The 23,624-nt window shown below is 73.6% G+C and carries 16 protein-coding genes and 1 tRNA gene; 8 read left to right on the plus strand and 9 right to left on the minus strand.

Going from position 1 to position 23,624, the window contains the following annotated elements; genetic code table 11:
• The first annotated feature begins 8 nt into the window (after window positions 1–8).
• Window positions 9–851: a class E sortase gene (locus ACLWS4_RS29830; RefSeq protein ID WP_416875742.1), complete on the plus strand. Its 843-nt coding sequence runs from the start codon at window positions 9–11 to the stop codon at window positions 849–851.
• 130 nt (window positions 852–981) lie between these two features.
• On the opposite strand, the gene pknB is transcribed toward ACLWS4_RS29830, so the two are convergent.
• The 6 genes from pknB to ACLWS4_RS29860 all read right to left on the minus strand — a co-directional run bounded on the left by pknB (window position 982) and on the right by ACLWS4_RS29860 (window position 9,485).
• The gene (gene pknB / locus ACLWS4_RS29835; protein WP_416875743.1) at window positions 982–3,099 is read right to left on the minus strand and encodes a Stk1 family PASTA domain-containing Ser/Thr kinase; all 2,118 of its coding nucleotides are present in this window, start codon (window positions 3,097–3,099) and stop codon (window positions 982–984) included.
• A 260-nt stretch (window positions 3,100–3,359) separates the two neighbouring features.
• Window positions 3,360–4,817 (minus strand): peptidoglycan D,D-transpeptidase FtsI family protein, encoded by a 1,458-nt coding sequence (locus ACLWS4_RS29840; protein ID WP_074001951.1) that lies wholly within the window; start codon window positions 4,815–4,817, stop codon window positions 3,360–3,362.
• Complete coding sequence (locus ACLWS4_RS29845) at window positions 4,814–6,217, minus strand: FtsW/RodA/SpoVE family cell cycle protein (RefSeq protein ID WP_074002167.1); 1,404 nt, start codon at window positions 6,215–6,217, stop codon at window positions 4,814–4,816. The genes ACLWS4_RS29840 and ACLWS4_RS29845 overlap by 4 nt, the downstream gene beginning before the upstream one ends.
• A gap of 133 nt (window positions 6,218–6,350) precedes the next feature.
• Window positions 6,351–7,970 (minus strand): PP2C family protein-serine/threonine phosphatase, encoded by a 1,620-nt coding sequence (locus tag ACLWS4_RS29850; RefSeq protein ID WP_074001952.1) that lies wholly within the window; start codon window positions 7,968–7,970, stop codon window positions 6,351–6,353.
• Between the two features lie 53 nt (window positions 7,971–8,023).
• Window positions 8,024–8,569, minus strand: a complete 546-nt coding sequence (locus ACLWS4_RS29855) for an FHA domain-containing protein FhaB/FipA (protein ID WP_074001953.1) — start codon at window positions 8,567–8,569, stop codon at window positions 8,024–8,026.
• Between the two features lie 46 nt (window positions 8,570–8,615).
• Window positions 8,616–9,485, minus strand: a complete 870-nt coding sequence (locus ACLWS4_RS29860; RefSeq protein WP_074001954.1) for an FhaA domain-containing protein — start codon at window positions 9,483–9,485, stop codon at window positions 8,616–8,618.
• A gap of 421 nt (window positions 9,486–9,906) precedes the next feature.
• Between ACLWS4_RS29860 and ACLWS4_RS29865 the strand changes: the two genes are divergently transcribed.
• A tRNA-Leu gene (locus ACLWS4_RS29865) sits at window positions 9,907–9,990 on the plus strand.
• An 84-nt stretch (window positions 9,991–10,074) separates the two neighbouring features.
• On the opposite strand, the gene ACLWS4_RS29870 is transcribed toward ACLWS4_RS29865, so the two are convergent.
• Together ACLWS4_RS29870 and ACLWS4_RS29875 are read right to left on the minus strand one after the other, a co-directional pair.
• Complete coding sequence (locus ACLWS4_RS29870) at window positions 10,075–11,220, minus strand: sensor histidine kinase (RefSeq protein ID WP_049657015.1); 1,146 nt, start codon at window positions 11,218–11,220, stop codon at window positions 10,075–10,077.
• Window positions 11,217–11,870: a response regulator gene (locus tag ACLWS4_RS29875; RefSeq protein WP_234348583.1), complete on the minus strand. Its 654-nt coding sequence runs from the start codon at window positions 11,868–11,870 to the stop codon at window positions 11,217–11,219. Before ACLWS4_RS29875 ends, ACLWS4_RS29870 begins: the two co-directional genes overlap by 4 nt.
• Window positions 11,871–12,208: 338 nt before the next feature.
• Between ACLWS4_RS29875 and ACLWS4_RS29880 the strand changes: the two genes are divergently transcribed.
• Complete coding sequence (locus ACLWS4_RS29880) at window positions 12,209–14,038, plus strand: phosphatidylglycerol lysyltransferase domain-containing protein (protein ID WP_079272003.1); 1,830 nt, start codon at window positions 12,209–12,211, stop codon at window positions 14,036–14,038.
• A 169-nt stretch (window positions 14,039–14,207) separates the two neighbouring features.
• Window positions 14,208–15,008 (plus strand): hypothetical protein, encoded by an 801-nt coding sequence (locus ACLWS4_RS29885; RefSeq protein WP_159028583.1) that lies wholly within the window; start codon window positions 14,208–14,210, stop codon window positions 15,006–15,008.
• 82 nt (window positions 15,009–15,090) lie between these two features.
• Here the strand turns inward: ACLWS4_RS29885 and ACLWS4_RS29890 are convergent, their stop codons facing one another.
• Window positions 15,091–17,934 carry a SpoIIE family protein phosphatase gene (locus ACLWS4_RS29890; protein ID WP_416875744.1) on the minus strand — a complete coding sequence of 948 codons (2,844 nt, stop codon included), beginning with the start codon at window positions 17,932–17,934 and terminating at the stop codon, window positions 15,091–15,093.
• Between the two features lie 215 nt (window positions 17,935–18,149).
• On the opposite strand from ACLWS4_RS29890, the gene ACLWS4_RS29895 reads away from it, so the two are divergent.
• The 4 genes from ACLWS4_RS29895 to ACLWS4_RS29910 all read left to right on the plus strand — a co-directional run.
• A complete protein-coding gene (locus ACLWS4_RS29895; protein WP_416875745.1) occupies window positions 18,150–19,370 on the plus strand; it encodes a rhodanese-like domain-containing protein in 1,221 nt (406 codons plus the stop codon).
• A gap of 93 nt (window positions 19,371–19,463) precedes the next feature.
• The gene (locus ACLWS4_RS29900; RefSeq protein WP_049660264.1) at window positions 19,464–20,126 is read left to right on the plus strand and encodes a DUF5819 family protein; all 663 of its coding nucleotides are present in this window, start codon (window positions 19,464–19,466) and stop codon (window positions 20,124–20,126) included.
• Complete coding sequence (locus ACLWS4_RS29905; protein ID WP_416875746.1) at window positions 20,123–21,400, plus strand: HTTM domain-containing protein; 1,278 nt, start codon at window positions 20,123–20,125, stop codon at window positions 21,398–21,400. Before ACLWS4_RS29900 ends, ACLWS4_RS29905 begins: the two co-directional genes overlap by 4 nt.
• 9 nt (window positions 21,401–21,409) lie before the next feature.
• The coding region (locus ACLWS4_RS29910; protein WP_416875747.1) for an FUSC family protein at window positions 21,410–23,624 on the plus strand (2,215 nt) is incomplete at its 3' end.

Here is a 23,624-nt window from a genome sequence, read left to right on the forward strand (position 1 = left end):
CACCGCAGATGCAGGACGAGAGCGCGCGATCGGCCGAACCGGCGCAGGAGGCCTTCGCCCCGCCCGAGCCGCGGGCCGGGCGGGGCCGGAGCCGGGCGCTGGCCGCGCTCGGGGTCTTCGGCGAGCTGCTGATCACCATGGGCCTGGTGCTCGGCCTGTTCGTGGGCTACTCGCTCTGGTGGACCAACGTGCAGGCGGACCGCTCGGCCTCGGCGGCCGCCGACCGGCTGCGCGGCAGCTGGGCCGCGGGCCCGCGCCCCGGCCCCGGGGCGACGCCCGGCGCCGCCCCGGCCCCCGGCGCGTCCGCTGCTCCCGGCGGCCCCGGTGCCGAGGCCGGGTCCGTGCCGAAGCAGTTCGCGGCCGGGGACGACGTCGGCTTCCTGCACGTCCCGGCGATGGGCCGGGACTACCAGGTGCTGATCCGGATGGGCACCTCCACCGAGGTCCTGGACGACGGCGTCGCGGGCGTCTACGAGCAGCCGTACCGGGCCGCGATGCCGTGGGACCAGCAGGGCAACTTCGCGCTGGCCGCCCACCGGGACGGCCACGGCGCCAAGTTCCACGACCTGGACGCCGTCCACCGGGGCGACGCCGTCGTGGTCGAGACCCGGGACAAGTGGTACGTCTACAAGGTCGACAGCACCCTGGCGGAGACGTCCAAGTACGACACCGGCATCGTGGCGCCCGTCCCGGCCCGCTCCGGCTACGAGGGCCCCGGCCGCTACATCACCCTGACCACCTGCACGCCGGTGTACACCTCGCGCTACCGGATGGCCGTCTGGGGGAGCCTGGTGCGGGTGGACGACATGGACGCCAAGCGCACCCCGCCGCCGGAGCTGCGGCACTCCTGAAGCCGCCCACGGGCCTCCTGGAGCCCGTACGGAACGCCCGAGGGCCCGCCGCGTTCGTCGCGGCGGGCCCTCGGGCGTGCTCCGTGCTGCTTGTTCCCCGGCTCAGCCGAACCAGGGGAATACCGGAGGCCTAGTGGTCCCCTTTGGGGGGTGTGGTGGTGGGGTCGCTCCCTTTCGGGGGCTCGGCCGCCTTGGTGTACAGCTGGATCTGGGTGTTCGGGTCGACCTGGGTGCCGGCCGGCGGGTTGCTCTGGAGGATCGTCGCGTTCGGGTCCGGGGGACCGCTGACCACGACGTAGGTCAGGCCGAGCGCCTTCAGCTGGTCCGCGGCGGCGCCCAGCTTGACGTTCGCCAGCGGCGGGACCTGGGGCTTGTCCTGCGCCTTGAAGATCGTCAGCGAGATCTTGCTGTTGGCCGGGGCCTTGGTGTTGGCCGGGACCGACTGCGAGGCGACGGTGTTGACCTTGCTCGGGTCGGGGGCCGGGGCGGTCTTCGAGACGTCCACCTGGAAGCCGAGGCCCTGGAGGGTCGCCTGCGCGTCCTCCTTCTGGGCCCCGGCCACGTTCGGGACGGTCACCTTGGCCTTGCCCTGCGAGACGGTCAGCTTGATCGGGGCGCTCGGGTCGACGGCCGCGTTGGGCGCCGGGTCCTGGGCGGTGACGGTGTCCTGCGCGGCGGTGTCGTCGTCCTTGTACTCGGTGGTCACGTTGGTGAAGCCGAGGTCGGCGAGCGCCTTGGTGGCCTGGTCCTTGGGCTTGCCGACCACACCGGGGACCTGCGCCTTGGCCGGGCCCGAGGAGACCTGCACCGTGATGGTGGAGGTCTCGGCGACCTGGGTGCCGGACTGCGGGGTCTGGGTGCAGACCTGGTCCTTCTTGATGTTGGTGTCCGGGCAGGCGATCTTGTCGCCCTCGGTCACCACGAGCTTGGCACCGGCCGCGGCGGCGGCCGTCTTGGCCTCCGCCAGGGTCTTGCCGACCAGGTTCGGCGCGGTGACCTTCGCGGTCTCCTTGGTGCCCTTGTCGGCGAACATCGCCTGGGCGACGAAGAAGGTGCCGACCAGGACCAGCACGGCGGCCACCGCCAGCACGATCCAGGAGGTGTTGCTCTTCTTCGGCGGGTCCTCGCCCCGCCGGCCCCCGCCGCGGCCGTAGCCGTCGTCGTAGCCGTCGTTGCCGCCCGCCTGGCCGGCGTAGGTCTGGCCGTAGCCGTCGTCCTGGTAGCCGCCCTGCTGCCCGTAGCCGGGCTGCCCGGAGGCCTGCGGCAGGACGGTGGTCGGGCCGCCGGGCTGCTGCGGCAGCACGTTGGTCTGGCCGTACGGGTCGTGCTGCTGCGGGTAGCCGTTCTGGTCGTAGCCGTAGCCGCCCGGGCCCATGCCGTACGCGGCCTGCTGGGCGGCGGCCACCGGCAGGCCGTCGAGGAAGCGCTCGATGTCGTCGCGCATCTCGTCGGCGCTCTGGTAGCGGTAGTCGCGGTCCTTGGCGAGCGCCTTCAGCACGATCGCGTCGACCTCGGGGCGCACCTCGGGGTCGAAGACCGACGGCGGCTGCGGCTCCTCCCGGACGTGCTGGTAGGCCACCGCGACGGGCGAGTCGCCGACGAACGGCGGGCGCACGGTCAGCAGCTCGTAGAGCAGGCAGCCGGTGGAGTAGAGGTCGGAGCGGGCGTCGACCTGCTCGCCCTTGGCCTGCTCGGGGGAGAGGTACTGGGCGGTGCCGATGACGGCCGAGGTCTGCGTCATGGTCATCCCGGCGTCACCCATCGCACGGGCGATGCCGAAGTCCATGACCTTGACGTTGCCCTGCCGGGTCAGCATCACGTTGGCCGGCTTGATGTCGCGGTGCACGATGCCGGCCCGGTGCGAGTACTCCAGGGCCTGGAGGATGCCGATGGTCATCTCCAGCGCGCGCTCGGGCAGCAGCCGGCGGCCGGAGTGCAGCAGCTCGCGCAGCGTGGACCCCTCGACGTACTCCATCACGATGTACGGGATGGAGATGCCGTCGATGTAGTCCTCGCCGGTGTCGTACACGGCGACGATGGCGGGGTGGTTCAGGGACGCCGCCGACTGCGCCTCGCGGCGGAACCGGGCCTGGAACGACGGATCCCGGGCCATGTCGGCCCGGAGCGTCTTCACAGCGACGGAGCGGCCGAGTCGGGTGTCATGGGCGAGGTACACCTCGGCCATGCCGCCGCGTCCGAGGACGCCGCCGAGCTCGTACCTGCCGCCGAGGCGACGAGGCTCTTCCATAGTTCCGACCCTCTCCCTCACCCGCCGGTGAGGTTGTGACGTAGGTGTCCCCGCACGCTCTGGGTGACGCCGCGCGGTCCGCGACCGGTTCTCCGGCCGGGCCGTGCGGTGCCTCGCGGGCGGCAACGGGCACACCCGCTGCTGGCGGATACGCTACCGGTCGGACCGCAGCGGACCGGAGTCAGCCGTCGGCCGATACCAGACCGGTATCCGGACGGGGCTGCCCATCGTGACATTCCCCTCACCCCGGACCCGCGCTCCTACTTGCCGAGTGCGGCCTGCATCACCGCCTTGGCGATCGGGGCGGCGAGGCGGCCGCCGCTGATGCCGTCGCGGTTCTGGGAGCCGTCCTCGACCACCACCGCGACCGCGACCGACTGGCCGTCCGGGGTCTTCGCCCAGGAGGTGAACCAGGCGAACGGGAGCCCGGCGTTGTCCTCGCCGTGCTGCGCGGTGCCGGTCTTGCCGCCGACCTGCAGGCCGGGGATCTTGGCGTTGGTGCCGGTGCCGTTCTCGACCACCGAGACCATCAGGTCCTGCATCTTCTGCGCGGTGGCCGGGCTCATCGCCTGGGAGAACTGCTTCTCGGTGTGCTTGGAGACGGTGGTCAGCGTGGCCGAGCGCTCCTGGTCGACCATGTACGGCTGCATCAGGCTGCCGTTGTTGGCGATCGCGGCGGAGACCATGGCCATCTGGAGCGGGGTGGCGCGGGTGTCGTGCTGGCCGATCGAGTCCTGGGCGGTGCCGTCCGGGCTCGAGCTGTCCGGGAAGACGCTCTTCTCGGAGCGGACCGGGGTGTCGATCGTGCTGTTGAAGCCGAACTTCTCGGCCTGCGCCCGCATCCGCTCCTTGCCCAGGTCCGCGCCCATCTTGGCGAAGACCGTGTTGCAGGACTGGTCCATCCCGGACTTGATCGTGGCGTTCTCGCAGCGCTCGTTCGGGCTCTCGTTCTTCAGCTGGGTGGTCGTGCCGGGCAGGACGTACGGCTCCGGGGTGTCCGTGGCGTCGTCGATGCTCTGGTAGCGGCCGTTCTCGAACGCCGCGGTCGCGGTGACCAGCTTGAAGGTCGAGCCGGGCGGATAGGTCTCCTTCAGCGCCCGGTTGAGCGTCGGCTTGTTCGGGTCCGCGTCGAGGGCCTTCCAGGCGTTCTGGTCGGCCGTCTCGCCGCCGGCGAAGGTGCCCGGGTCGTAGGACGGGGTGGAGACCAGGCCCAGGATCGCGCCGGTCTTCGGGTCGAGCGCGACCACCGCGCCCTTCTTGTTGCCCATCGCGTCGAAGGCGGCCTTCTGCACCTTGGCGTTGATGGTGGTGACGACGTCGCCGCCGCGCTTCTGCTCGCCCGTCAGCATGTCCAGGGTGTTGCGGAAGAACAGCCGGTCGTCGGTGCCGGAGAGGATGCCGTCCTCCAGGTTCTCCAGCTGGCTGGAGCCGTAGGCCTGGGAGGAGTAGCCGGTCACCGGGGCGTACATCGGGCCGTCGACCCAGGACCGCTTGTACTTGTAGCGCAGGCCGTTGACGAAGTCGGACTTCGTGACCGGCTGGCCGCTGACGATGATGTTGCCGCGCGGGTGGGCGTACCGGTCGTACAGCTGGCGCTTGTTGTTCTTGTTGGTGGCCCAGGACTCGGCCTGGACGCCCTGCACCCAGTTGGTGCGCACCATCAGGGCCAGGATCAGGACGAGGCAGAAGATCGATACCCGGCGGATCGGCTTGTTCATCGGGCTGGTCCCTCCTGGCCCTCGGTGGCCGGGGCCGGTTCGGCCCCCGGTCGGCGGGCGCTGTCGCTGATCTTCAGCAGGATCGCGACCAGCGCCCAGTTGGCGACCACGGACGAACCGCCCTGCGCGAGGAACGGCATGGTCATACCGGTGAGCGGGATCAGCCCGGTGACACCGCCGGCCACGACGAACACCTGGATCGCCATCGCCGAGGAGAGGCCGACGGCGAACAGCTTGCCGAACGGGTCGCGGGCGGCGAGCGCGGTGCGCAGGCCGCGCTGCACCAGCAGGGCGTACAGCAGGAAGATCGCCATCAGGCCGGTCAGCCCGAGCTCCTCGCCGAACGAGCCCAGGATGAAGTCGCTCTTGGCGGCGAAGGCGATCAGCCAGGAGCGGCCCTGGCCCAGGCCGGAGCCGGTGACCCCGCCGGAGCCGAGCGCCATCAGCGACTGGCCGATCTGCTCGGTGGCGCCCTTAGGCGGGTTGGCGCCGAAGGCGGCCATCGGGTCGAGCCAGGCGTCGATGCGGACCTTCACGTGGCTCGCGGTCGACGCGACCGCGACCGCGCCGCCGACCGACATCAGCAGACCGAACAGGATCCAGCTGGTCCGCTCGGTGGCGACGTAGAGCATCACCACGAACAGGCCGAAGAACAGGAAGGACGTGCCCAGGTCGTTCTCGAAGATCAGGATCAGCAGGCTGAGCAGCCAGATCACGATGATCGGGCCGAGGTCGCGGCCGCGCGGCAGGTACAGGCCCATGAACCGGCGGCTGGCCAGCGCCAGGGCGTCCCGCTTGACCATCAGGTAGCCGGCGAAGAACACGGTCAGGACGATCTTGGCGAACTCGCCCGGCTGGATGGAGAAGCTGCCCATCCGGATCCAGATCTTGGCGCCGAAGTCCTCCGCCCGGGACGGGAAGAAGGCCGGCGCCGCGAGCAGGACCAGGGCCACCACCATCGAGATGTAGGTGTAGCGCTGGAGCACCCGGTGGTCCTTCAGCAGCACCATCACCCCGATGAAGCCGGCGATCCCGAGGGCCGACCACATCAGCTGGTTCTCGGCCGCCGGGTAGTTGCCCCGGAGCAGCTTGCCCGCCTTGTCCAGCCGCCAGATCATCACCACCCCGAGGCCGTTGAGCAGGGTGGCGATCGGCAGCATCAGCGGGTCCGCGTACGGCGCGAAGCGGCGCACCAGCAGGTGCGCGACCAGTGCCAGGGCGCCCATGCCGAGCCCGTAGCCGAGCATGCCCGCGGGCAGCTTGGCGTCCATCGCGAGGCCGACGTTGGCGTACGCGAGGACCGGCAGCAGCACCGCGAAGACCAGCAGGGCCAGCTCGGTGTTGCGCCGGTTCGGCGCCTCCTGCGGGGAGATCGTGGTGTTGCCCCGCCGACGGGGGATCGTGCGTTCGGCCGCCGCCCGGCGTCGGCCGGACCGGGTGGTTTCCTGGCTCAGGTCGTAGCTGCTCACGTGGTGACCGCTCCCTGACGGCCGGCAAACCCGCTCGGGGCGGTCCTATGTCGGATCACGGACGTCACTGCTTCGGGCAGGAGTTGGCCCGGCTGAGTTCCTCTTCGGTCAGTGGGGGGGCCTGGTCGCCCTGCGCGCCGGTGGCCGGAGGGGTCGCGTTCGGTGCCGGGGCGGGTGCCGTCGGGGCGGTCGGCGAGGCCGGAGGCGCGGTGGTCGGCGTGGTGGCGGCCGGACCGCGGTTCTTCTCGGTCGGGGTGGGCGTGCTGGCCAGGTACGCGGCCTGCGTCGCCTGGGTGGCGGGCGGTACGGCCGGGGCGGTCGCCTTGGCGGCCTTCTGGCAGAGCTGGACCCAGCCGTCGAGCTCGTTGACCGTCGACTGGGCGTCCTTCATGCTGCCGACCGAGATGGTCTTCTTCACGTGGACCTGCTGGTCCTCGGGCAGCCACTTCAGCTGGATCCTGCTGTACGAGGAGTGCACCGAGGACAGGCTCACCCCGGCCAGGTTCTGGTTGATGCCCTGGTAGATCGCGACGTGGTCGTCCTGGGTGCCGACGTAGTACTGGTCCTGGGTCCACTGGTAGCCGAAGTAGCCGGCGCCGCCGAGCAGGCCCAGCGTGACCAGGGCGGCCAGCGAGACCGTCAGGCCCTTGCGCTTGCGCCTCGAGGGCCGCTCCTCGTCGAAGTCCTCGGTGCCGTACACCGAGGGCTCGCCGGAGCCGGGGCCGTACTCGCCCTCGTAGCCCTCGGCGGGACCGAAACCGTTCTGCGCGGGGCCGAAGCCCTCCGCGTAGCCCTCGGCCGGGCCGAAGGCGCCCTGCGGGCCGCGGCCGAGGCCGGCGGCGCGGCCGGCCGGGGTGTCCGCGATCGAGCGGTCGGCGGCGGCCGAGGACGGCGGGGCGTCGGCGACCGCGCCGACCACCACCGGGACGTCGTTGAACTGGCCGCTCATGGTGTCCGTGGCGCCGACGTCGATGACGTCCGCCACGATGCAGGTGATGTTGTCCGGACCGCCGCCGCGCAGCGCGAGCTGGATCAGCTCCTGCACGGTCTGCTCGGGCGCGTAGTAGCTGCCGAGGGTGTCCTGGAGGGTCTGGTGGCTGACCGGGCCGGAGAGGCCGTCGGAGCAGATCAGGTAGCGGTCGCCGGCCCGGACCTCGCGGATCGACAGGTCGGGCTCGACCTGGCCGCGGCCGTCCAGCGCCCGCATCAGCAGCGAGCGCTGCGGGTGGGTCTCGGCCTCCTCGGGCGTGATCCGGCCCTCGTCGACCAGGCGCTGCACCCAGGTGTGGTCCTGGGTGATCTGCACCAGGGAACCGTCGCGCAGCAGGTAGGCGCGGGAGTCGCCGACGTGCACCATGCCCATCCGCTGGCCCGTCCACAGCATGGCGGTGAGCGTGCAGCCCATGCCCTCCAGCTGCGGGTCCTCCTCGACCATCTGCCGGAGCCGGTCGTTGGCGCCCTGGACGGCGTCGCCCAGCAGGGTCAGCAGGTCGGGGCCGGGCACGTCCTCGTCCAGCCGGACGATCGAGCCGAGCACCTCGGAGGAAGCGACCTCGCCGGCCGCGGCGCCGCCCATGCCGTCGGCCACGGCCAGCAGCCGCGGCCCGGCGTAGCCGGAGTCCTCGTTCCCCTCCCGGATCAGTCCCTTGTGGGAGCCGGCGGCGAAGCGCAGCACCAGGGTCATGCGACCTGTGCCCCCCTCTGGGTCATGGACGGGATGCTGTCCCTCATGCGCTACTACTTCCGCAGTTCGATGACGGTCCTGCCGATACGGATCGGCATGCCCGGCTGGAGCGGAGTGGGCGCGGTCAGGCGCTGCCGGTCCAGATAGGTGCCGTTGGTGGAGCCTAGATCCTCGACCGTCCACTGCCCAGTCTGATCCGGATAGATCCTGGCATGCCGGGAGGACGCGTAGTCGTCGTCCAGCACGATGGTGGAGTCGTGCGCGCGGCCGAGCGTGATGGTCTGGCCCTGGAGCGCCACCGTGGTGCCGGCCAGCGAGCCCTGCACCACGACGAGCTGGGTCGGACCGCCGCGGCGGCGCCCGCCGCCGCCCTGGGTCTGGGCCGCCGCGGGGCCGGCCTGGGTCGGCGCCGCGGCGCGTGCGGCGGTCGAGGTGGCCGCGCCGCCGCCGGTCGTGGCGCTCGCGCCCCGACGGGAGGAGCGCGGGTTCACCTTGGTGCCGAACAGGTCGCTGCGGATCACCTGGATCGCGACGATGACGAACAGCCACAACACGGCCAGGAAGCCCAGCCGCATGACCGTGAGGGTCAGTTCTGACATGACCGTCCCGCCAGTCGGTGAGCGAGGCGCGCGAACAATTCGGACACTACCCTTCGACCTGCCGGTAGACGATGGTGGTGGAGCCCACGACGATTCGCGAGCCGTCGCGGAGCGTAGCGCGCTGGGTGTGCTGTCCGTCCACCACGATGCCGTTGGTGGACCCCAGGTCGAGCACCATCGAAGGGGTGCCGGGCCGGATCTCGGCGTGCTTGCGGGAGACCCCGGGGTCGTCGATCCGCACGTCCGCCTCGGTCGACCGGCCGAGCACGCAGGCCGAGCCGGTGATCTGGTGGCGGGCGCCGTTCACCTCGATCCAGCGGCGCGTCCCGGCGCCGCCGTGGCCCGCGCCGGGGAACGCCCGGACGTTGCCGCCCGCGGGCGCCGGCTGACCGGGGGGCATCGCGGGGGGCGCGGCCGGCGGCGGGGGCGCGTTGTACTGGCCGGCGCCGGGCTGCTGCCACGGTGCGCCGGGGGCCGGGGCGGCCGGCGCACGGTCGTAGCCGGGCTGCGGCGGCGCGTACTGCTGCTGCTGCGGGGGCTCCTCGGCGGCGAGGGTGCGGCTGCGCACCCGGTACAGCCCGGTGTCCAGGTCGTCGGCCTTCTCCAGGTTCACCTGGAGCGGGCCCATGAAGGTGTACCGCTGGGCCTCCGCGTACTCGCGGACCATGCCGGCCAGTTCGGTGCCGAGCTGCCCGGAGTAGGGGCTCAGCCGCTCGTGGTCGTGCGGGCTCAGCTCGACGATGAAGTCGTTCGGCACGACGGTGCGGTCGCGGTTCCAGATGCTCGCGTTGTTGTCGCACTCGCGCTGCAGCGCTCCGGCGATCTCCACGGGCTGGACCTCGGACTTGAACACCTTGGCGAAGGTGCCGTTGACGAGACCCTCGAGCCGCTGCTCGAACTTCTTCAGCACTCCCATGGGGCACCCCCTTCCAGGGTTCGTTCGCCTGCCTGCCGGCCGGATCCCGCCCGGGACCCGGTCGCGCCTCCTACTTGCGGTACTTCCGTACTGATCGTATCCACGCCGGGCCCTTCCGTACGGTTCCCGGACCGTGTGGTGCCCGGGGGTGGGCTCGGACACACAGGGTGACGCATGTCGGGTACGGCACGCCAGGTGTGCCCGTCGGAGCACCCTTCCGGCAGTCGCACGGGCGTGCGTCGGGCATCGGTTCGGGTGCCGTGGGCCTCCCCGGACAACGGATTCGGAGCAGCCCCCCAGGTCGTGCTAATGTTTTCCACGTCGGAAGGGCCGCCCGAAAGGGAGGCCGGTCCAGGAAGCGCGAAGTACCGATGGTACCGAGTGGTTCGGAAGACCGGTCGGCAACGAGGACAACACCCATGCGCGGGTGGCGGAATAGGCAGACGCGCTGGATTCAGGTTCCAGTGCCCGAAAGGGCGTGGGGGTTCAACTCCCCCCTCGCGCACAGCGAAGCCCCGCAGATCTACGGATCTGCGGGGCTTTTTTGTCGTCCGCTCCCCGGTGGCGTGGATTTCGGGGGCGGGCGGGATCAGCCGCGGCTGGCCGGGAGTTCGGCGCGGACCTCGAAGCCGCCGTCCTGGGTCGGCCCCGCGGTGAGGGTGCCGCCCAGCAGCTGGGCGCGCTCGCGCAGGCCGACCAGGCCGTGGCCGCCGCCCGGCAGGGTCTCGGCCGGACGCACCGGCGGGGCCTCGTTGCGGACCTCGACCCGCAGCCGGCGGCCCTTCGCCCGGACCCGGACGTGCACCGCCGCCTCCGGGGCGTACTTGGTGATGTTGGTGAGCGCTTCCTGGACGGTGCGGTAGGCGGCCCGCTCGACCGCCTCCGGCCACGGGCGGTCGCCGGGGACCAGCTCGGTGTCCGCGGCCAGGCCGCTCTGCTCGATCAGCCGGGGCAGGTCGGCCAGCCGGGGCTGCGGGGCGAGCGGGGCGTCCGGCAGTCCGCCGGTGCCGCGCAGCACCCCGACCATCTGCCGCAGCTCGTCCAGGGTCCGTACGGACAGTTCCCGGATGGTGCGGGCGGCGGTCACGGCGGCCGGGTCGGGGCTGCTCACCTGGAGCGCGCCCGCCTGGATGCTGATCAGGCTGACCTGGTGCGAGACCACGTCGTGCATCTCCCGGGCCAGCCGGCCGCGCTCGCTGATCAGCACCCGCTCGGCCAGCAGCCGGCTCTCCCGCTCCTGGCCGCGGGTCAGCTCGTCCAGCCGGGCGGCCAGCTCCCGCCGGGTGCGGGCGAGCAGACCGGTGGCGGCCGGGCCGGCCGCCAGCATCACGGCCTGGATGGCGTCCAGCGCGGTGGCGCGGCTGAGGTCGAGGACGTCCTGGGGCAGCGGCCAGTGGAAGAACTCGACCAGCGCGAACAGGACGCCGCAGGGGATCACGACCCGGGGGCGGGGGCGCTCGGCGGCCACCGAGTAGACGGCCGTGATCGGGGCCAGCCAGATCTCGTCCACCCAGCTGCCCGGCATGGTGAGGAGCAGCGCCACCACCGGGAAGCGGCGGCGCCAGAACAGGGCGACGGCGGCCAGCGTGGACAGCGCCACCTGCCACCAGGCGGCCTCCCGGGCCACCAGGGCGGCGTCCAGCAGGCCGTACAGGACGGGCAGCAGCAGCATCAGCCAGGGGGCGGTGCACCAGGCCGGCAGCCGTCGGGACGGCAGTTGGTCGGCGGTCGTCATGCCCCGTCGCCGGGCTTGGGCCGGACCAGACCGGCCCGGTGGGCCAGGACGGCGGCCTGGACCCGGTTGGCGGCGCCGAGTTTGCCGAGGATCGCGCTGATGTGGTCCTTGACCGTGCCGGTGCCGAGGAACAGCCGGTCGGCGATCTCGGCATTGGACAGGCCCTCGCCGAGCAGCGAGAGCACGTCCAGCTCGCGGCCGGTGAGGGTGCGGGCGAGCGCGGTGGCCTCGGCGTCCGGGCCGCCGCCGTCCACGTAGCCGCCGATCACGGTGCGGGTGACGGTCGGGGAGAGGATGTTGCCGCCGGCCGCGAGCACCCGGACGGCGTGCACCAGCTGGTCGGGGGCGGTGTCCTTGAGCAGGAAGCCGGCCGCGCCGGCCCGCAGCGCGGTGCCGATGTACTCGTCGGTGTCGAAGGTGGTGAGCATCGCCACGGCGGGCGGGTCGGGCAGGGCGCGCAGGCGGCGCAGCACCGAGATGCCGTCGAGGTCGGGCATCCGGATGTCGAGCAGCACCACGTGCGGGCGCAGCCGCTGGACGTGCTCCTCGGCCTGCCCGCCGGAGCAGTCGCCGACCACCTCCAGGTCGGCGGCGGAGCCGACGATCAGCCCCAGGCCGGAGCGGACCAGGATCTCGTCGTCGACGATCAGCACGCGGGTGGTGGTGATGGTGCCTCCTCGGTTCGGGCGGCCGGGTCGGGGCGGTCCGCGTGGGTCGTTTCGAGGGTAGGGGTAGGCGGGGCGGGGTGCCGAACGTGCGGCGGGCGGTCACCCCCGCCGTTCGGCGGGGGTGGGAATCCGCTACCCGGTTCACGCAATTCTCAGGCTGGGTGGGGAAACATGGAGTTGGCTGACTCTTTTCCGGCCGCTTCTCCATTTCGGGCGGTCGGCCGGGCGAGGTCGCCGGTCAGTCCGTCGGGCCCGAGCGGGCGCCCGGCGCCGGGCCGTTCGCGGATGCGCCCCACCATCTGATCGTTTGGAATTGAGCTGTGTCGTCCACTGTGAAGTCGGAGCCGTCCGCCACGTCCCCCGGGCCCCGGCCCGTCGACGAGCCCGGTCGCTGGCGTCCGAGGGCCGCCGCGGCCTCCGTCTGGTACCTGCGGCTGATCGCGCTGCTGAACGTGGCGACGGTCCTGCTGGTGCCCTTCCGGAACCAGGTCAGCGAGCACAACGAGGGTGAGTACTTCACCCCGTACCTGATGACCTCCGGGCTGGCCAGCGCGGTGCTGTCGGTCTTCCTCGCGATCGCGATGCGGCGGCGCAAGCGGGCCGCGTGGATCTTCAACACGGCGCTCGGCGGTCTCTTCGCGCTGCTCTACCTGGCGTTCATGCTGGTGCCGGACGAGCGCTTCAACAGGCACCCGCTCAACTACTTCTCCACCGTCCTGACCTGCCTGTTCGTCCTGGCGCTGCTGGTCGGGCGGAAGGAGTTCACGTCCAAGGGCGACAGCTCCAACCCGAAGACCGCGGCGGCCACCTTCGTCGGCGGGCTGGCGTTCGGCGGCGGGGTCGGGGCGCTGCTGGTCTGGATGACCAACGAGCTCTCCGGCGCCGGCTTCTGGGACCTGTTCCGGTACTCGGTCGGCCGGATGATCACGATCACCCCGACCGAGCACCTGCGCTCGGTGATCGCCGCGCCGACCTGGGTGAACGCCGCGATCAACGCGATGGGCGCGGTGCTCTTCCTGCTGGTGCTGTACGTCGCCTTCCGCAGCCCGCGCGGCAAGGAGCTGCTCACCGCCGAGGACGAGGCCAGGCTGCGCGGCCTGCTGGACAAGCAGGGCGAGCGGGACTCGCTCGGCTACTTCGCGCTGCGCCGGGACAAGGCGGTGGTCTTCTCCCCCAGCGGCAAGGCGGCGGTCACCTACCGGGTCATCGGCGGCGTCTCGCTCGCCTCGGGCGACCCGATCGGGGACCCGGAGGCCTGGCCGGGCGCGATCGACGCCTGGCTGTCCGAGGCCCGCGAGCACGCCTGGGCGCCGGCCGTGATGGGCGCCTCCGAGGAGGCCGGGGTGATCTACGCCCGGCACGGGCTGGACGCGCTGGAGCTGGGCGACGAGGCGATCGTCGAGCTGGACGAGTTCTCGCTGGACGGCCGCGCGATGCGGGTGGTCCGGCAGGCCTACAACCGGGTCAAGCGGGCCGGGTACACGGTGCGGATCCGCCGGCACGAGGACATCTCCGAGGCGGAGATGGCCGAGCTGGTGGCCAAGGCCGACGAGTGGCGCGACGGGGCGACCGAGCGCGGCTTCTCGATGGCGCTCGGCCGGCTCGGCGACCCGGGCGACGGCCGCTGCGTGATGCTGGAGTGCCACGACGGGGACGGCGAGCTCAAGGCGCTGCTGAGCTTCGTGCCGTGGGGCCCGGACGGGCTCTCGCTGGACCTGATGCGCCGGGCCCGGGACACCGAGAACGGCCTGATGGAGTTCATGGTCATCGAGCTGCTGCAGCGCGCCGACGAGGTCGGGCTGAAGCGGGTGTCGCTGAACTTCGCGATGTTCCGTTCCGTCTTCGAGCGCGGTTCGCGCCTCGGCGCCGGCCCGGTGCTGCGGCTGTGGCGCTCGATCCTGGGATTCTTCTCGCGCTGGTGGCAGATCGAGTCGCTGTACCGCGCCAATGCCAAGTACCGCCCGATCTGGGAACCGCGTTACCTGCTCTTCGAGAAGAGCAGCGAGATTCCGCGGATCGGTATCGCGAGCGCGCGCGCCGAGGGTTTCATCGTCGCGCCGAGCCTGCCCGCCCTGTTCCGCCGTCGGCACGCCCGGGCCGCCGTGGTGGCGCCGCGGGTCCCGGTGGCGGCCCGGGACGGGAAGGGGTAGCCCTCCGTCGGGGGGCGGAGGGGACCGGCCGGTCGAATTGGGGGGCTGATGGGGGGATTGCCTCCCCCCAGAGGATGACCCGACTCCCCATCCGTGCCGATGTGGCTTTGTTAACTGGCTTCTAATGTTGGAGTAGTAGAGCGTTCGGGGATTCGGAGAAACTGTTGTGATGCACAGGACCCACGCGGGGGGCGTGCGAAAGGGGCCGCTGGCAATCGCCGGAGCGGCCGCTGTCGCCGAGTGGGGAACGCTGTTCGCGACGGTCCGGGACGCGGTGGTGCGAAAGAAGTTCGCCGCCGTTCCCCTGGCCACCGTCGCGACGTTTCTGATCCTGCTGTTCAGCGTCGTCCAGCACCTGCCGGGCGGCGAGCGTTTCGTGAACAACATCGGGGTGGTGCGGGCGGCGCTGCCGCTGGACGTCTCGCTGCTGCGGACCCCGCTCTCGCTGTACGTGCCGGCGCTGGACCTTCCGGTCTGGGGGGCGCTGGCCCAGGTGTTCGTGGTCTTCTCGATCGCCGAGATCGTGCTCGGCCGGCGGATGACCCTGGTGGTCGCCTACACCTGCACCCTGGCGGGCACGCTGTTCGCCCGGGTCGGCGTGGCGATCGGGCCGCACCACCTGTTCGGCTTCCCGAAGTGGGTCGCCTACGTGCGGGACACCGGGCCCTCGGCCGCGGTGGTGGCGCTGGCGATCTGCATCGCGTTCCGCTGCCGGGCCTGGCTCACCGCCGGCCTGGTGGTGGCGGTGATGATCGGCGAGGCGGTCGTGCTGCCGAACCTGGCCGGTCTGGAGCACGTGGTCGCGGTGATCACCGCGCTGCTGATCGCCGTCTCGGTCGAGGTCTTCGGGGACTTCTGGCCGCGGGTGCTGGCCGGGGTCGGCGCCGCCGCCTCGGTGGCCGCGGCCGCCTCGCGGGAGGTCGCGGTGGAGGCCCGGCGGCGCACCTCGGCGGGGGCCGTCATCCCCTGACGGGCGCCGACCGCGCTCAAGCCGGCCGCGTACGGGTGCCCGTACACGGCCGTTCGACGTCCGGGGCCCGTCGGTGCGGCCGTCAGGCGTGCGGGAGCGGGAGCTCGAACCAGACGACCTTGCCCACCGCCTTGCGGGCGGTGCCCCAGCGCTCGGCGAGCTTGGTGACCAGGGTGAGGCCGCGGCCGGTCTCGCCGAGCTGCTCGGCCGGTTCCAGCGAGGGCAGGTTGTGGTTGTCGTCGCTGACCTCGACCAGCAGTTTGTCCACCCGGATCAGCTGGAGCTTCACGGTGTCCCGGGCGACCCGGACGGCGTTCGTCACCAGCTCGCTGACCAGCAGCTCGGTGGTGTCGCTGAGCGCCTCCAGGTGCCAGCCGGCCAGCTGCTCGCGGACCAGCGAGCGGGCCCGGCCGACCTCGCGGTGGTCCACGGTGAGGTCCCAGGTGGCCACCTCGGACGGGGCGACCCCGTCGAAGCGGGCCACCAGCAGGGCGACGTCGTCCTTGCGGTCGTCCGAGTGCAGCCGGCGCAGCACCACGTCGCAGGCCTGCTCGGGGCTCTCCCGGGGGTCGATCAGGTTGCCGCAGAGCGCGGCCAGGCCCGCTCCTATGTCCCCGCCCCGGACCTCGACCAGGCCGTCGGTGCAGAGCACCAGCATCGAGCCGTCCGAGACGTCGATGGTCTTGGCGACGAACGGCACCCCGCCGACGCCGATCGGCGCGCCAGCCGGGATCTCCAGCAGCTCGCCGGTGCCGTCCGGGTGCACCAGTACGGGCGGGACGTGGCCGGCGCTGGCCAGCTCGCAGGTCCGGTTGATCGGGTCGTAGACCGCGTACAGGCAGGTCGCGAGGTGGTCGTCGCCGAGCTTGTGGGCCAGGTTGTCCAGGTGGCGCAGCAGCTGGCCGGGCGGCAGGTCCAGGGCGGCGAGGGTCTGCATCGCGGTGCGGAAGCGGCCCATCGCGGCGGCCGAGTGGATGCCGTGGCCCATCACGTCGCCGACCACCAGGGCGACCCGGCTGCCGGGCAGCTGGATGGCGTCGAACCAGTCGCCGCCGACCTCGGCCTTGGGGTCGCCGGGCAGGTAGCGGTGGGCGATCTGCACGCCGGGGATCTTCGGCGGGCGGGTCGGGATCATCGAGCGCTGCAGGGTGGTGGCGACCCTGGCCTCGGCGCGGTGCAGCCGGGCGTTGTCCAGCGACAGCGCGGCGCGGACGGCCAGCTCCTTGAGGGTCGCGGCGTCGCTCTCGTCGAAGGGCGCGCGGTCCGGCAGCCGGAGCAGCTTGAGGATGCCCAGCACGGTGCCGCGGGCGGAGAGCGGGACGACCAGCATCGAGCGGCCGGTGACCACCGGGGTCAGCCGGGCGTCGCCGAGCGCGATCGCGTAGTCGACCGCGACGTCCGGGCTGACCACCGGGACCAGCACCGGCTGGTTCAGCTGGAGGGCCATCCCGGGCGGGGTGCGGCGGGGCATGCTGACCAGCGAGCCCTCGGAGAGCACGTGGTCCCAGACGCCGCCGGTCTCGTTGTAGACCAGGGCGACCCGGCGCAGCATGGTGTCGTCGTCCGGGCGGGCGGCCGGCAGCTCGGAGTCCGAGATCAGCCCGTCCACCAGGTCCACGCAGGCGAAGTCGGCGACCCGGGGGACCAGCACCTGGCAGAGCTCGTGGGCGGTGAAGCCGAGGTCCAGCGTGGTGCCGACCTTGCCGCCGACCTCGTTCAGCAGGGCCAGCTGCTCGCCGGCCTGCCCGTTGGTGAGGAACGGGCCGAGCCGGCCGCCGGTCGGGCCCTCGCCGCCCGCGGGGGCGGGGACCGGGACGGCGGCGGGCGGGGCCTGGTCGGTGCGCAGCGGCGGACGGCCGGTGGCGGACGGCTCGACGGTGGCGTGCTCGATGGCTGCGGCTCCTGCGGTGGGCGGGGGCACCTCCCGGCCGGAGGCGGGGGGAGGGACGGACGGGCCGGCGCCCGCCGAGCCGCCGCCGACGGCGGCCACCGGCCGGACGGCGGAGGGGGCCGCGGGCTGGGCGGCGGGGCGGTCCGGGGTCTCGCGCTGGACGGGCAGCGGGCCGGGCGGACGGCGGCCGGGCGCGCCCTGCTCGGGCTGCGGCGGCGGGCCGACCCGGGCGACCCGCTGCTGGGGCGTCGGGTAGCGGCGGCCGAGGCCGGCGGCCGCCTGCGCCCTGCCGGTCTGGGCGTCGGCGGGCAGCACCGGCAGCACGGTGGCCGGGTCCAGCCGCAGGGCGGGCAGTCCGCCCCGTTCCAGCGCGGCCAGCAGCGCCGCGCGGTGGGCGGCGGGCAGCAGCCGGACCAGCGGCTCGGGCACCGGCAGGCCGGCCGGGGTGAGCGCCGCGGCCAGGGCGTGGAAGCCGCCCCGGACGCCGGGCGCGGCGGCGAAGGGGAGCAGCCGCTCGCCGAGCGCGAGCCGCGGCCCGGTGGCGCGCAGCGGGCGGGCGTCGGCGGCCAGCGCCAGCAGCCCGCCGACCGGGCCGGGCAGCGGGTACGCCCACCAGAGCACGTCGCGCTGGTGCTCCTCGCGGTCGGTGACGGTCAGCCTTCCGATCCAGGGGCGGCCGTCGGCGGTCCGCTCGGCGAGGGTGTCGAACGCGTCGCAGGGGCGGCGGACGGAGCAGCGTTCGAGCACCCGCGACTCCAGGGCGGGCAGCAGGCCGGAGGCCGGGCGGTCGTGGGCGACGTCGGCGCGGTGGCCGAAGAGCTCCTCGGCGGCCCGCCCCCACTGCGCGATCCGGCCGGACCGGTCGACCAGGACGGGGGCGAGCCGGACCAGGGCGGCCACCCCCGTCGGGTGGTCGCCCGGCGCGGTTCCGTCGCCCGCCGGCCGCGGTGTGGAGTTGGACTCGGCCACCATGGATTCGCTCTGCTCCCGCCTGGCCGCCGCGCCCGGGGCGGCCGTCTCTCCGGAGGAAGGCACGCTGTGCGGATACCAGCGAAGCACGGACCGGGCCGGGCTCGACACCGAAACGGGGAGATTCCTCAGGATCGGTTGCGTGTCGCGCGCCGCGCGCCGGTCCGTACCCCCGGTTCACCCGGACGGGGCCCGCGATCACGGCGGTAGGGTGGCAGGCCGGACCGCCCGTACGAGTGGTCCGCAGGACGCCGCCGGCCGGACGAGACAGAGGCGAGAAGTTGAGCGCGCAGAGCCCCGCCCGCTGGACCGACCCGGAGCAGCAGGCACTGGAGGAGCGGGTCGCCGCCGCCGAGCTGGCCTGGCTCAGCATGGACGTGGACGTCCAGACGCTGCGGGTCGAGATCGACAACTTCGCGCTGATCCACCACCAGCTGCTCGGCCCGCTCTACGCCCGGCTGGACGAGCTGGACGCGCTGGTCGCCGAGGCCGTGGCGGCCCGCACCGGCCTGCCGGAGGACCTGCGCCGGGCCGCCGAGGCGCGCCGGCAGGTCGACGAACTGCCCGACCTGGACGCGCTGTTCGACTCGGTGCGGGAGCAGACCGGCCAGGACGGCGAGCCGGCCCCGCCGCCGCCCGCCGCGCCGGAGCGGGTGCGGCCCGGCAAGGAGGCCCAGCGGATCTACCGCGAGCTGGTCCGCCGCGCCCACCCCGACCTGACCACCGACCCGGGCGAGCAGCAGCGCCGGGCCGCCTTCCTGGTCCGGGTCAACGAGGCCTACGCGTACGGGGACGCGGGCGTGCTGGGGGCCCTGGCCGCCGAGTGGTCCACCGCGCCGGAGGCCGCGCCCGCCGTCGACTCCCCCGACCGCTCGGACTGGCTGCGCCGCCGGCTGGACTGGCTGACCGCCAAGATCGCCGAGACCGCCGCCGAGCAGGTCCGGCTGGAGCAGACCCCGATGGGGCAGCTGCTCGCCCTCGCCCCGCAGGACCCGGACCGGCTGCTGGAACAGCTCGCCGAGGAGCTGCTGGCCAAGGCCGCCGGGCAGCAGGCCGAGCTGGCGCGGCTGCTCGGCGGCCCGGCCCCGGCGGACGGCCCGTCCTCCGGCGCCCACGGCACGGCGCCGGTGGGCGACAATGGCACGCACCCGACCGAATCCCAGGAGAGCCACACGATGTTCCCGCAGATCCCCTCCGCCGACGCCGCCGCCGTGCCCGCCGACGCCGCCCTGCTGGACGTGCGCGAACAGGACGAGTGGGACGCCGGCCACGTGGACGGCGCCCTGCACATCCCGATCGGCGAGGTGATCGCCCGGCTCGGCGAGCTGCCGGACGAGAAGCTGTACGTGCTCTGCCGGGTCGGCGGCCGCTCCGCGCAGGTCGTCCAGTACCTGGTGCAGCAGGGCCGGGAGGCCGTGAACGTGGACGGCGGGATGTACGCCTGGCAGGGTGCGGGCCGTCCGATGGTGAGCAGCACCGGCCAGGAGGCCTTCGTCCTCTGACGGCCCCCGCCCCACGGCCCTTAGGGCAGGATGGGCGCGCGCGAGCGCGCCGGCACCGGGTCGGCGGTGCCCGCCGACCGGTCGGGGGAGGCCATGACCGAGACGACGGACCGGCCGGCTGCCGGACGGGCCTGGTCCAGGCCCGCGCAGCTGGTCCTCGGCTTCGCCGGGGCGGTGCTGGCCGGCGGCACCGGGCTGTTCCTCGCCGCGGTCTTCCTGCACGTCGCGCCCGCCAACTCGGTGTCCCGGCAGTACCGGGACGAGGTCGACGGCCTGGTGTACCCGGAGTTCGAGCAGAACTGGAAGCTGTTCGCGCCCAACCCGCTCCAGCAGAACGTGAGCGTGGACGCCCGGGTCCGCACCGCCGCGCCCGCCGGGGCCACCCGTACCGGGGACTGGATCGGGCTGACCGCGCAGGACATCGCCGCGATACGGGGCAACCCGGCGCCCAGCCACGTCGACCAGAACCTGCTGCGCCGGGCCTGGGACTTCTACGACGGCACGCACAACCCGCAGGACGAGAGCCCGGCCTCCCCGCGCGGCCGGCTCGCCGAGCAGTACCTCAAGCGGATCGCCCTGCAGCGGATCGGCCGGGAGGCGGACGGCGAACGGGTCCTGGAGATCCAGTTCCGCTCGACCGCGGTCACCGTCCCGCCGCCGTCCTGGAGCGGCGAGCCCGCGCCGGCGGCGCCCCGGGTGCGGGAGCTGCCGTGGTGGCCGGTGGCGGACGAGGACTACCGGGGGCTGCTCGGATGAACGAGGCGACGGTACGGCCCGACCGGCCCGACGGGGCGCTGCCGCCGGGTGCGGCGGTGCCGTCCGGCGGTGTGCCGCGGCAGGCCGGGGCCGGGCGGGCGGCGGAGCCCGGTGCGGTGCGGGAGACGCGGGAGGCGCGCGGGCCGCGGGCGCCGCTCGGACGGGCGGCGGAGGCCTTCACCGGGCGGGTGCTCGGCCGTCACCAGGCCGCGGTGGTGCGGATCGGCTTCGGGCTGGTCTGGCTGGCCTACCTGCTGCGCGAGTGGCCCCACCGGCGGGTGCTGTACGGCGACCGGTCCCCCTGGTCGACGGAGCTGGCCCAGCGGCTGCTGGCCGACAACGGGGCGCTCACCGTGCTGCCCTGGTTCGGCGGGCGGCTCTGGTTCGAGCTGGTCTACCACCTGGCGGTGCTGGCCGCCCTGGCCGTGCTGCTGGGCTGGCGGACCAGGGCGAGCACGGTGCTGTTCCTGGTCACCGTGCTGTCCCTGCAGAACCGCGACGTCTTCCTCGGCGACGGCGGCGACAACGTCGTCCACCTGATGGCGGTCTACCTGGTCTTCACCCGCTGCGCCGAGGTCTGGTCGCTGGACGCCCGAAGGCCCCGGCCGGGGCGGACCGGGGTGGTGCTCTGGGCGGTGCTCGGAGCCGCCCTGGCGGCCTGTCAGTTCGGCGGCTTCGCGGGCGACACCCTGACCTGGACCGACCGGGCCTTCCCGTACCTCGGCTGGTCGCCGCTGTTCTGGGGGCTCTGGGCGGTGGCCGGGCTCTGGTGGACGCTCGGCCGGCTGCGGCCGGACGGCGAGCCGCGGGCGGTGCTCGACGCGCTGGCGACCATGGTGCACAACTGCGCGATGCTGGTGATCGCCGTCGAGGTGGTGCTGATCTACGCCACGGCCGGCTGGTACAAGGTGCAGGGTTCGCGCTGGCAGGACGGCACCGCGCTGTACTACCCGCTGCACCTGGACTACTTCGCCCCTTGGCCGGGACTGTCCGCGCTGGTCGGCTCGGCGCTGCTGCCGGTCTTCCTGGTCTCGTACGGCACCGTGGTCCTCCAGGTGGCGTTCCCGTTCACACTGGTCAACCGGCGGGTCAAGAACGTCCTGCTGGCCGTCATGGTGCTGGAGCACGCGGGGATCGCGGTGGTGCTCGGGCTGCCGGTGTTCTCGCTCGCGATGATCGCGGCGGACGCGGTCTTCCTGCCGACCGGGGCCCTGCTGTGGGTGGCGGCGCGGCTCCGCCGGAGGTCGGGCCCGGCCCCGGAGATCACGCCCTAGGATGGCGCTATGTCCTGGTTCGCCGCACTTCGTGACACCGCGCGGACCGGGCTCACCCTGGACCGGGCGCTCACCGACCCCAAGCGGGCGGTGCGCGGGGCGGTCGCGGTGGCGCTGGTGCTCTTCCCGACCCTCGCGCTCGGCGGGGTCGCGCTCGCCACCTCGGCCGCGATGGGCGCGTTCATCGCCGGCTCGGCGACCTTCCAGCGCAGCTTCCGGCCCCGGGCCAGCCTCGCCGTCGCGGCCGGGGCCGGACTCGGCATCAGCACCTTCCTCGGCTACCTGGCCGCCGGCGTCCCCGGACTGTTCCCGGTACTGCTCGCGGTCTGGGCCTTCGGCGCCGGACTGGCCTGGGCGATCGGGCCCACCGCCGGAGTGGTCGCCACCAACACCGTCTCGGTGATGCTGATCGTCGTCCAGCTCCCCGTCAGCACCGTCACCGCGCTCAGCCACGGGCTGGTCGCCGCCCTCGGCGGGGTCGTCCAGGCCACCGTCATCACCGTCTGGCCGATCGGCAGCTGGACCGCCCAGCGGCAGGCCCTCGCCGACACCTATGCCGAACTCGCCGACTACGCCCGGCGGTTGCGGCAGGACCCGACCGCGCACGTGGACCCGGAACCGTTCATGACGGCCCGCCACGCGGCCGCCCTCACCCCCTGGCAGGACCGCCACCGGCCACCCGAGCTGCGCGGCCTGCGCGGCATCGCCGAGCGCATCCGGCCCACCCTCGCCGCACTCGCCGACCCCAAGGTGGGCGCCCCCGAGGAAGGACCCGAACGGGACCGGGCCCGGGAGGTGCTGGCGGCCGCCGCCGAGGTCATGGACGCCCTCGCCCGGGCGATCCGCACCGGCGACCCGGTCCGGCTCCCCCGCTCCGCACCCTCGCTCACCCTGGTCGGCTCCGACGACGGGCCGCGGCTCCAGGGCGCGGCCCGGCGCTCCGCCCGGCGGCTCGGCGGGCTGCTGCGCAAGGCCGCGGACACCCTGGACCGCAACGACGAGGACACCATCACCACGCCCGTGGTCGGGGCCGGCGGGGCGCTGCGCAAGCCCACCATCGCCCGGATGCTGCCGGTCGCGGCGCGGGCCGTCCGGCGGCAGCTGCACCCGCGCTCGGCGATCTTCCAGCACGCCGTCCGGCTCGCCGGAGTGGTCACCGTCGCCTACCTGCTGGCCCGGCTCGTCGGGTTCCACCACGGGTACTGGGCGCCGATGACCGCCGCGATGGTGATGCGGCCGGACTTCGCGCAGACCTACAGCCGGGGCGTCGCCCGGCTGGCCGGGACGGTGGTCGGAGTCGCCGTCTCGACGCTCGTGGTGCAGCTGCTCCACCCCGGGGAATGGGTGCTGGCCGCGCTGGCGGTGGTCTGCATCGGCGGGGCGTACCTCGCGTTCCGCACCGGGTACGCGCTCACCACCGTCGGGATCTCCACGTACGTGGTGTTCCTGCTCGGGCTGCAGGAGGGCAACCCGCTGGTGACGGCCTTCGAACGGGTCGGGCTCACCCTGCTCGGCGGGTCGATCGCGCTCGTCACGTACGCGCTGTTCCCGACCTGGCAGACCGCCCGGCTCGGCGAACGGCTCGCCGAGTGGCTGGCGGCCGCCGGACGGTACGCGGGAGCGGTGATCGCCTGCTACGAGAAGCCGGCGGCGCCGCGCGGGCGGGTCGTGCGGAGCGCGCTGCTGGACTCGCGGGAGGCGCGGTCCGAACTGATCCAGGCGATGCAGCGGGCCGACGCCGAACCGGGACGGCACGAGACCGGACTGGCCGGGGTCAGCCGGCGCCAGATCGACCGGGCCCGGGCGGCGGTCGGGGCCCTCGGGCGGGCGGCCGTCCTGCTGGAGGCCCACCTGCCGGCGGCGGACGCGGAGCCCGTGCCGGGGACCGGGGAGTACGCGGAGGAGCTGCGGCTGGCGACGGCGCTCGCGGCGGCGGCGCTGCTGACGGGGCAGGCGGTGGAGTTCGGGGCGGTGCGGGATGCGCAGGCGCGGTTGGAGGAGGGGTTGGCGGGGGCGCCGGCGGGGGTGCAGCGGGATGTGGTGCGGGCGGGGGTTCGGTTGGTGGGGCAGGCTCTGCGGGACTTGGAGCGGGCTCTGCGGGGGTCTTCTGTGGGGGAGGGCTCTCGGGAGGGTGGGGGGCCGGGGGCGGCGCCGGGGGGGGGGGGGGGGGGGGGGGGGGGGGGTTCTGGGGGGCGGGCGGGGGGGGGGGGGGGGGGGTCGGGGG

It is taken from the genome of Kitasatospora sp. SC0581 (genome assembly GCF_048159585.1).
Lineage (GTDB): Bacteria > Actinomycetota > Actinomycetes > Streptomycetales > Streptomycetaceae > Kitasatospora.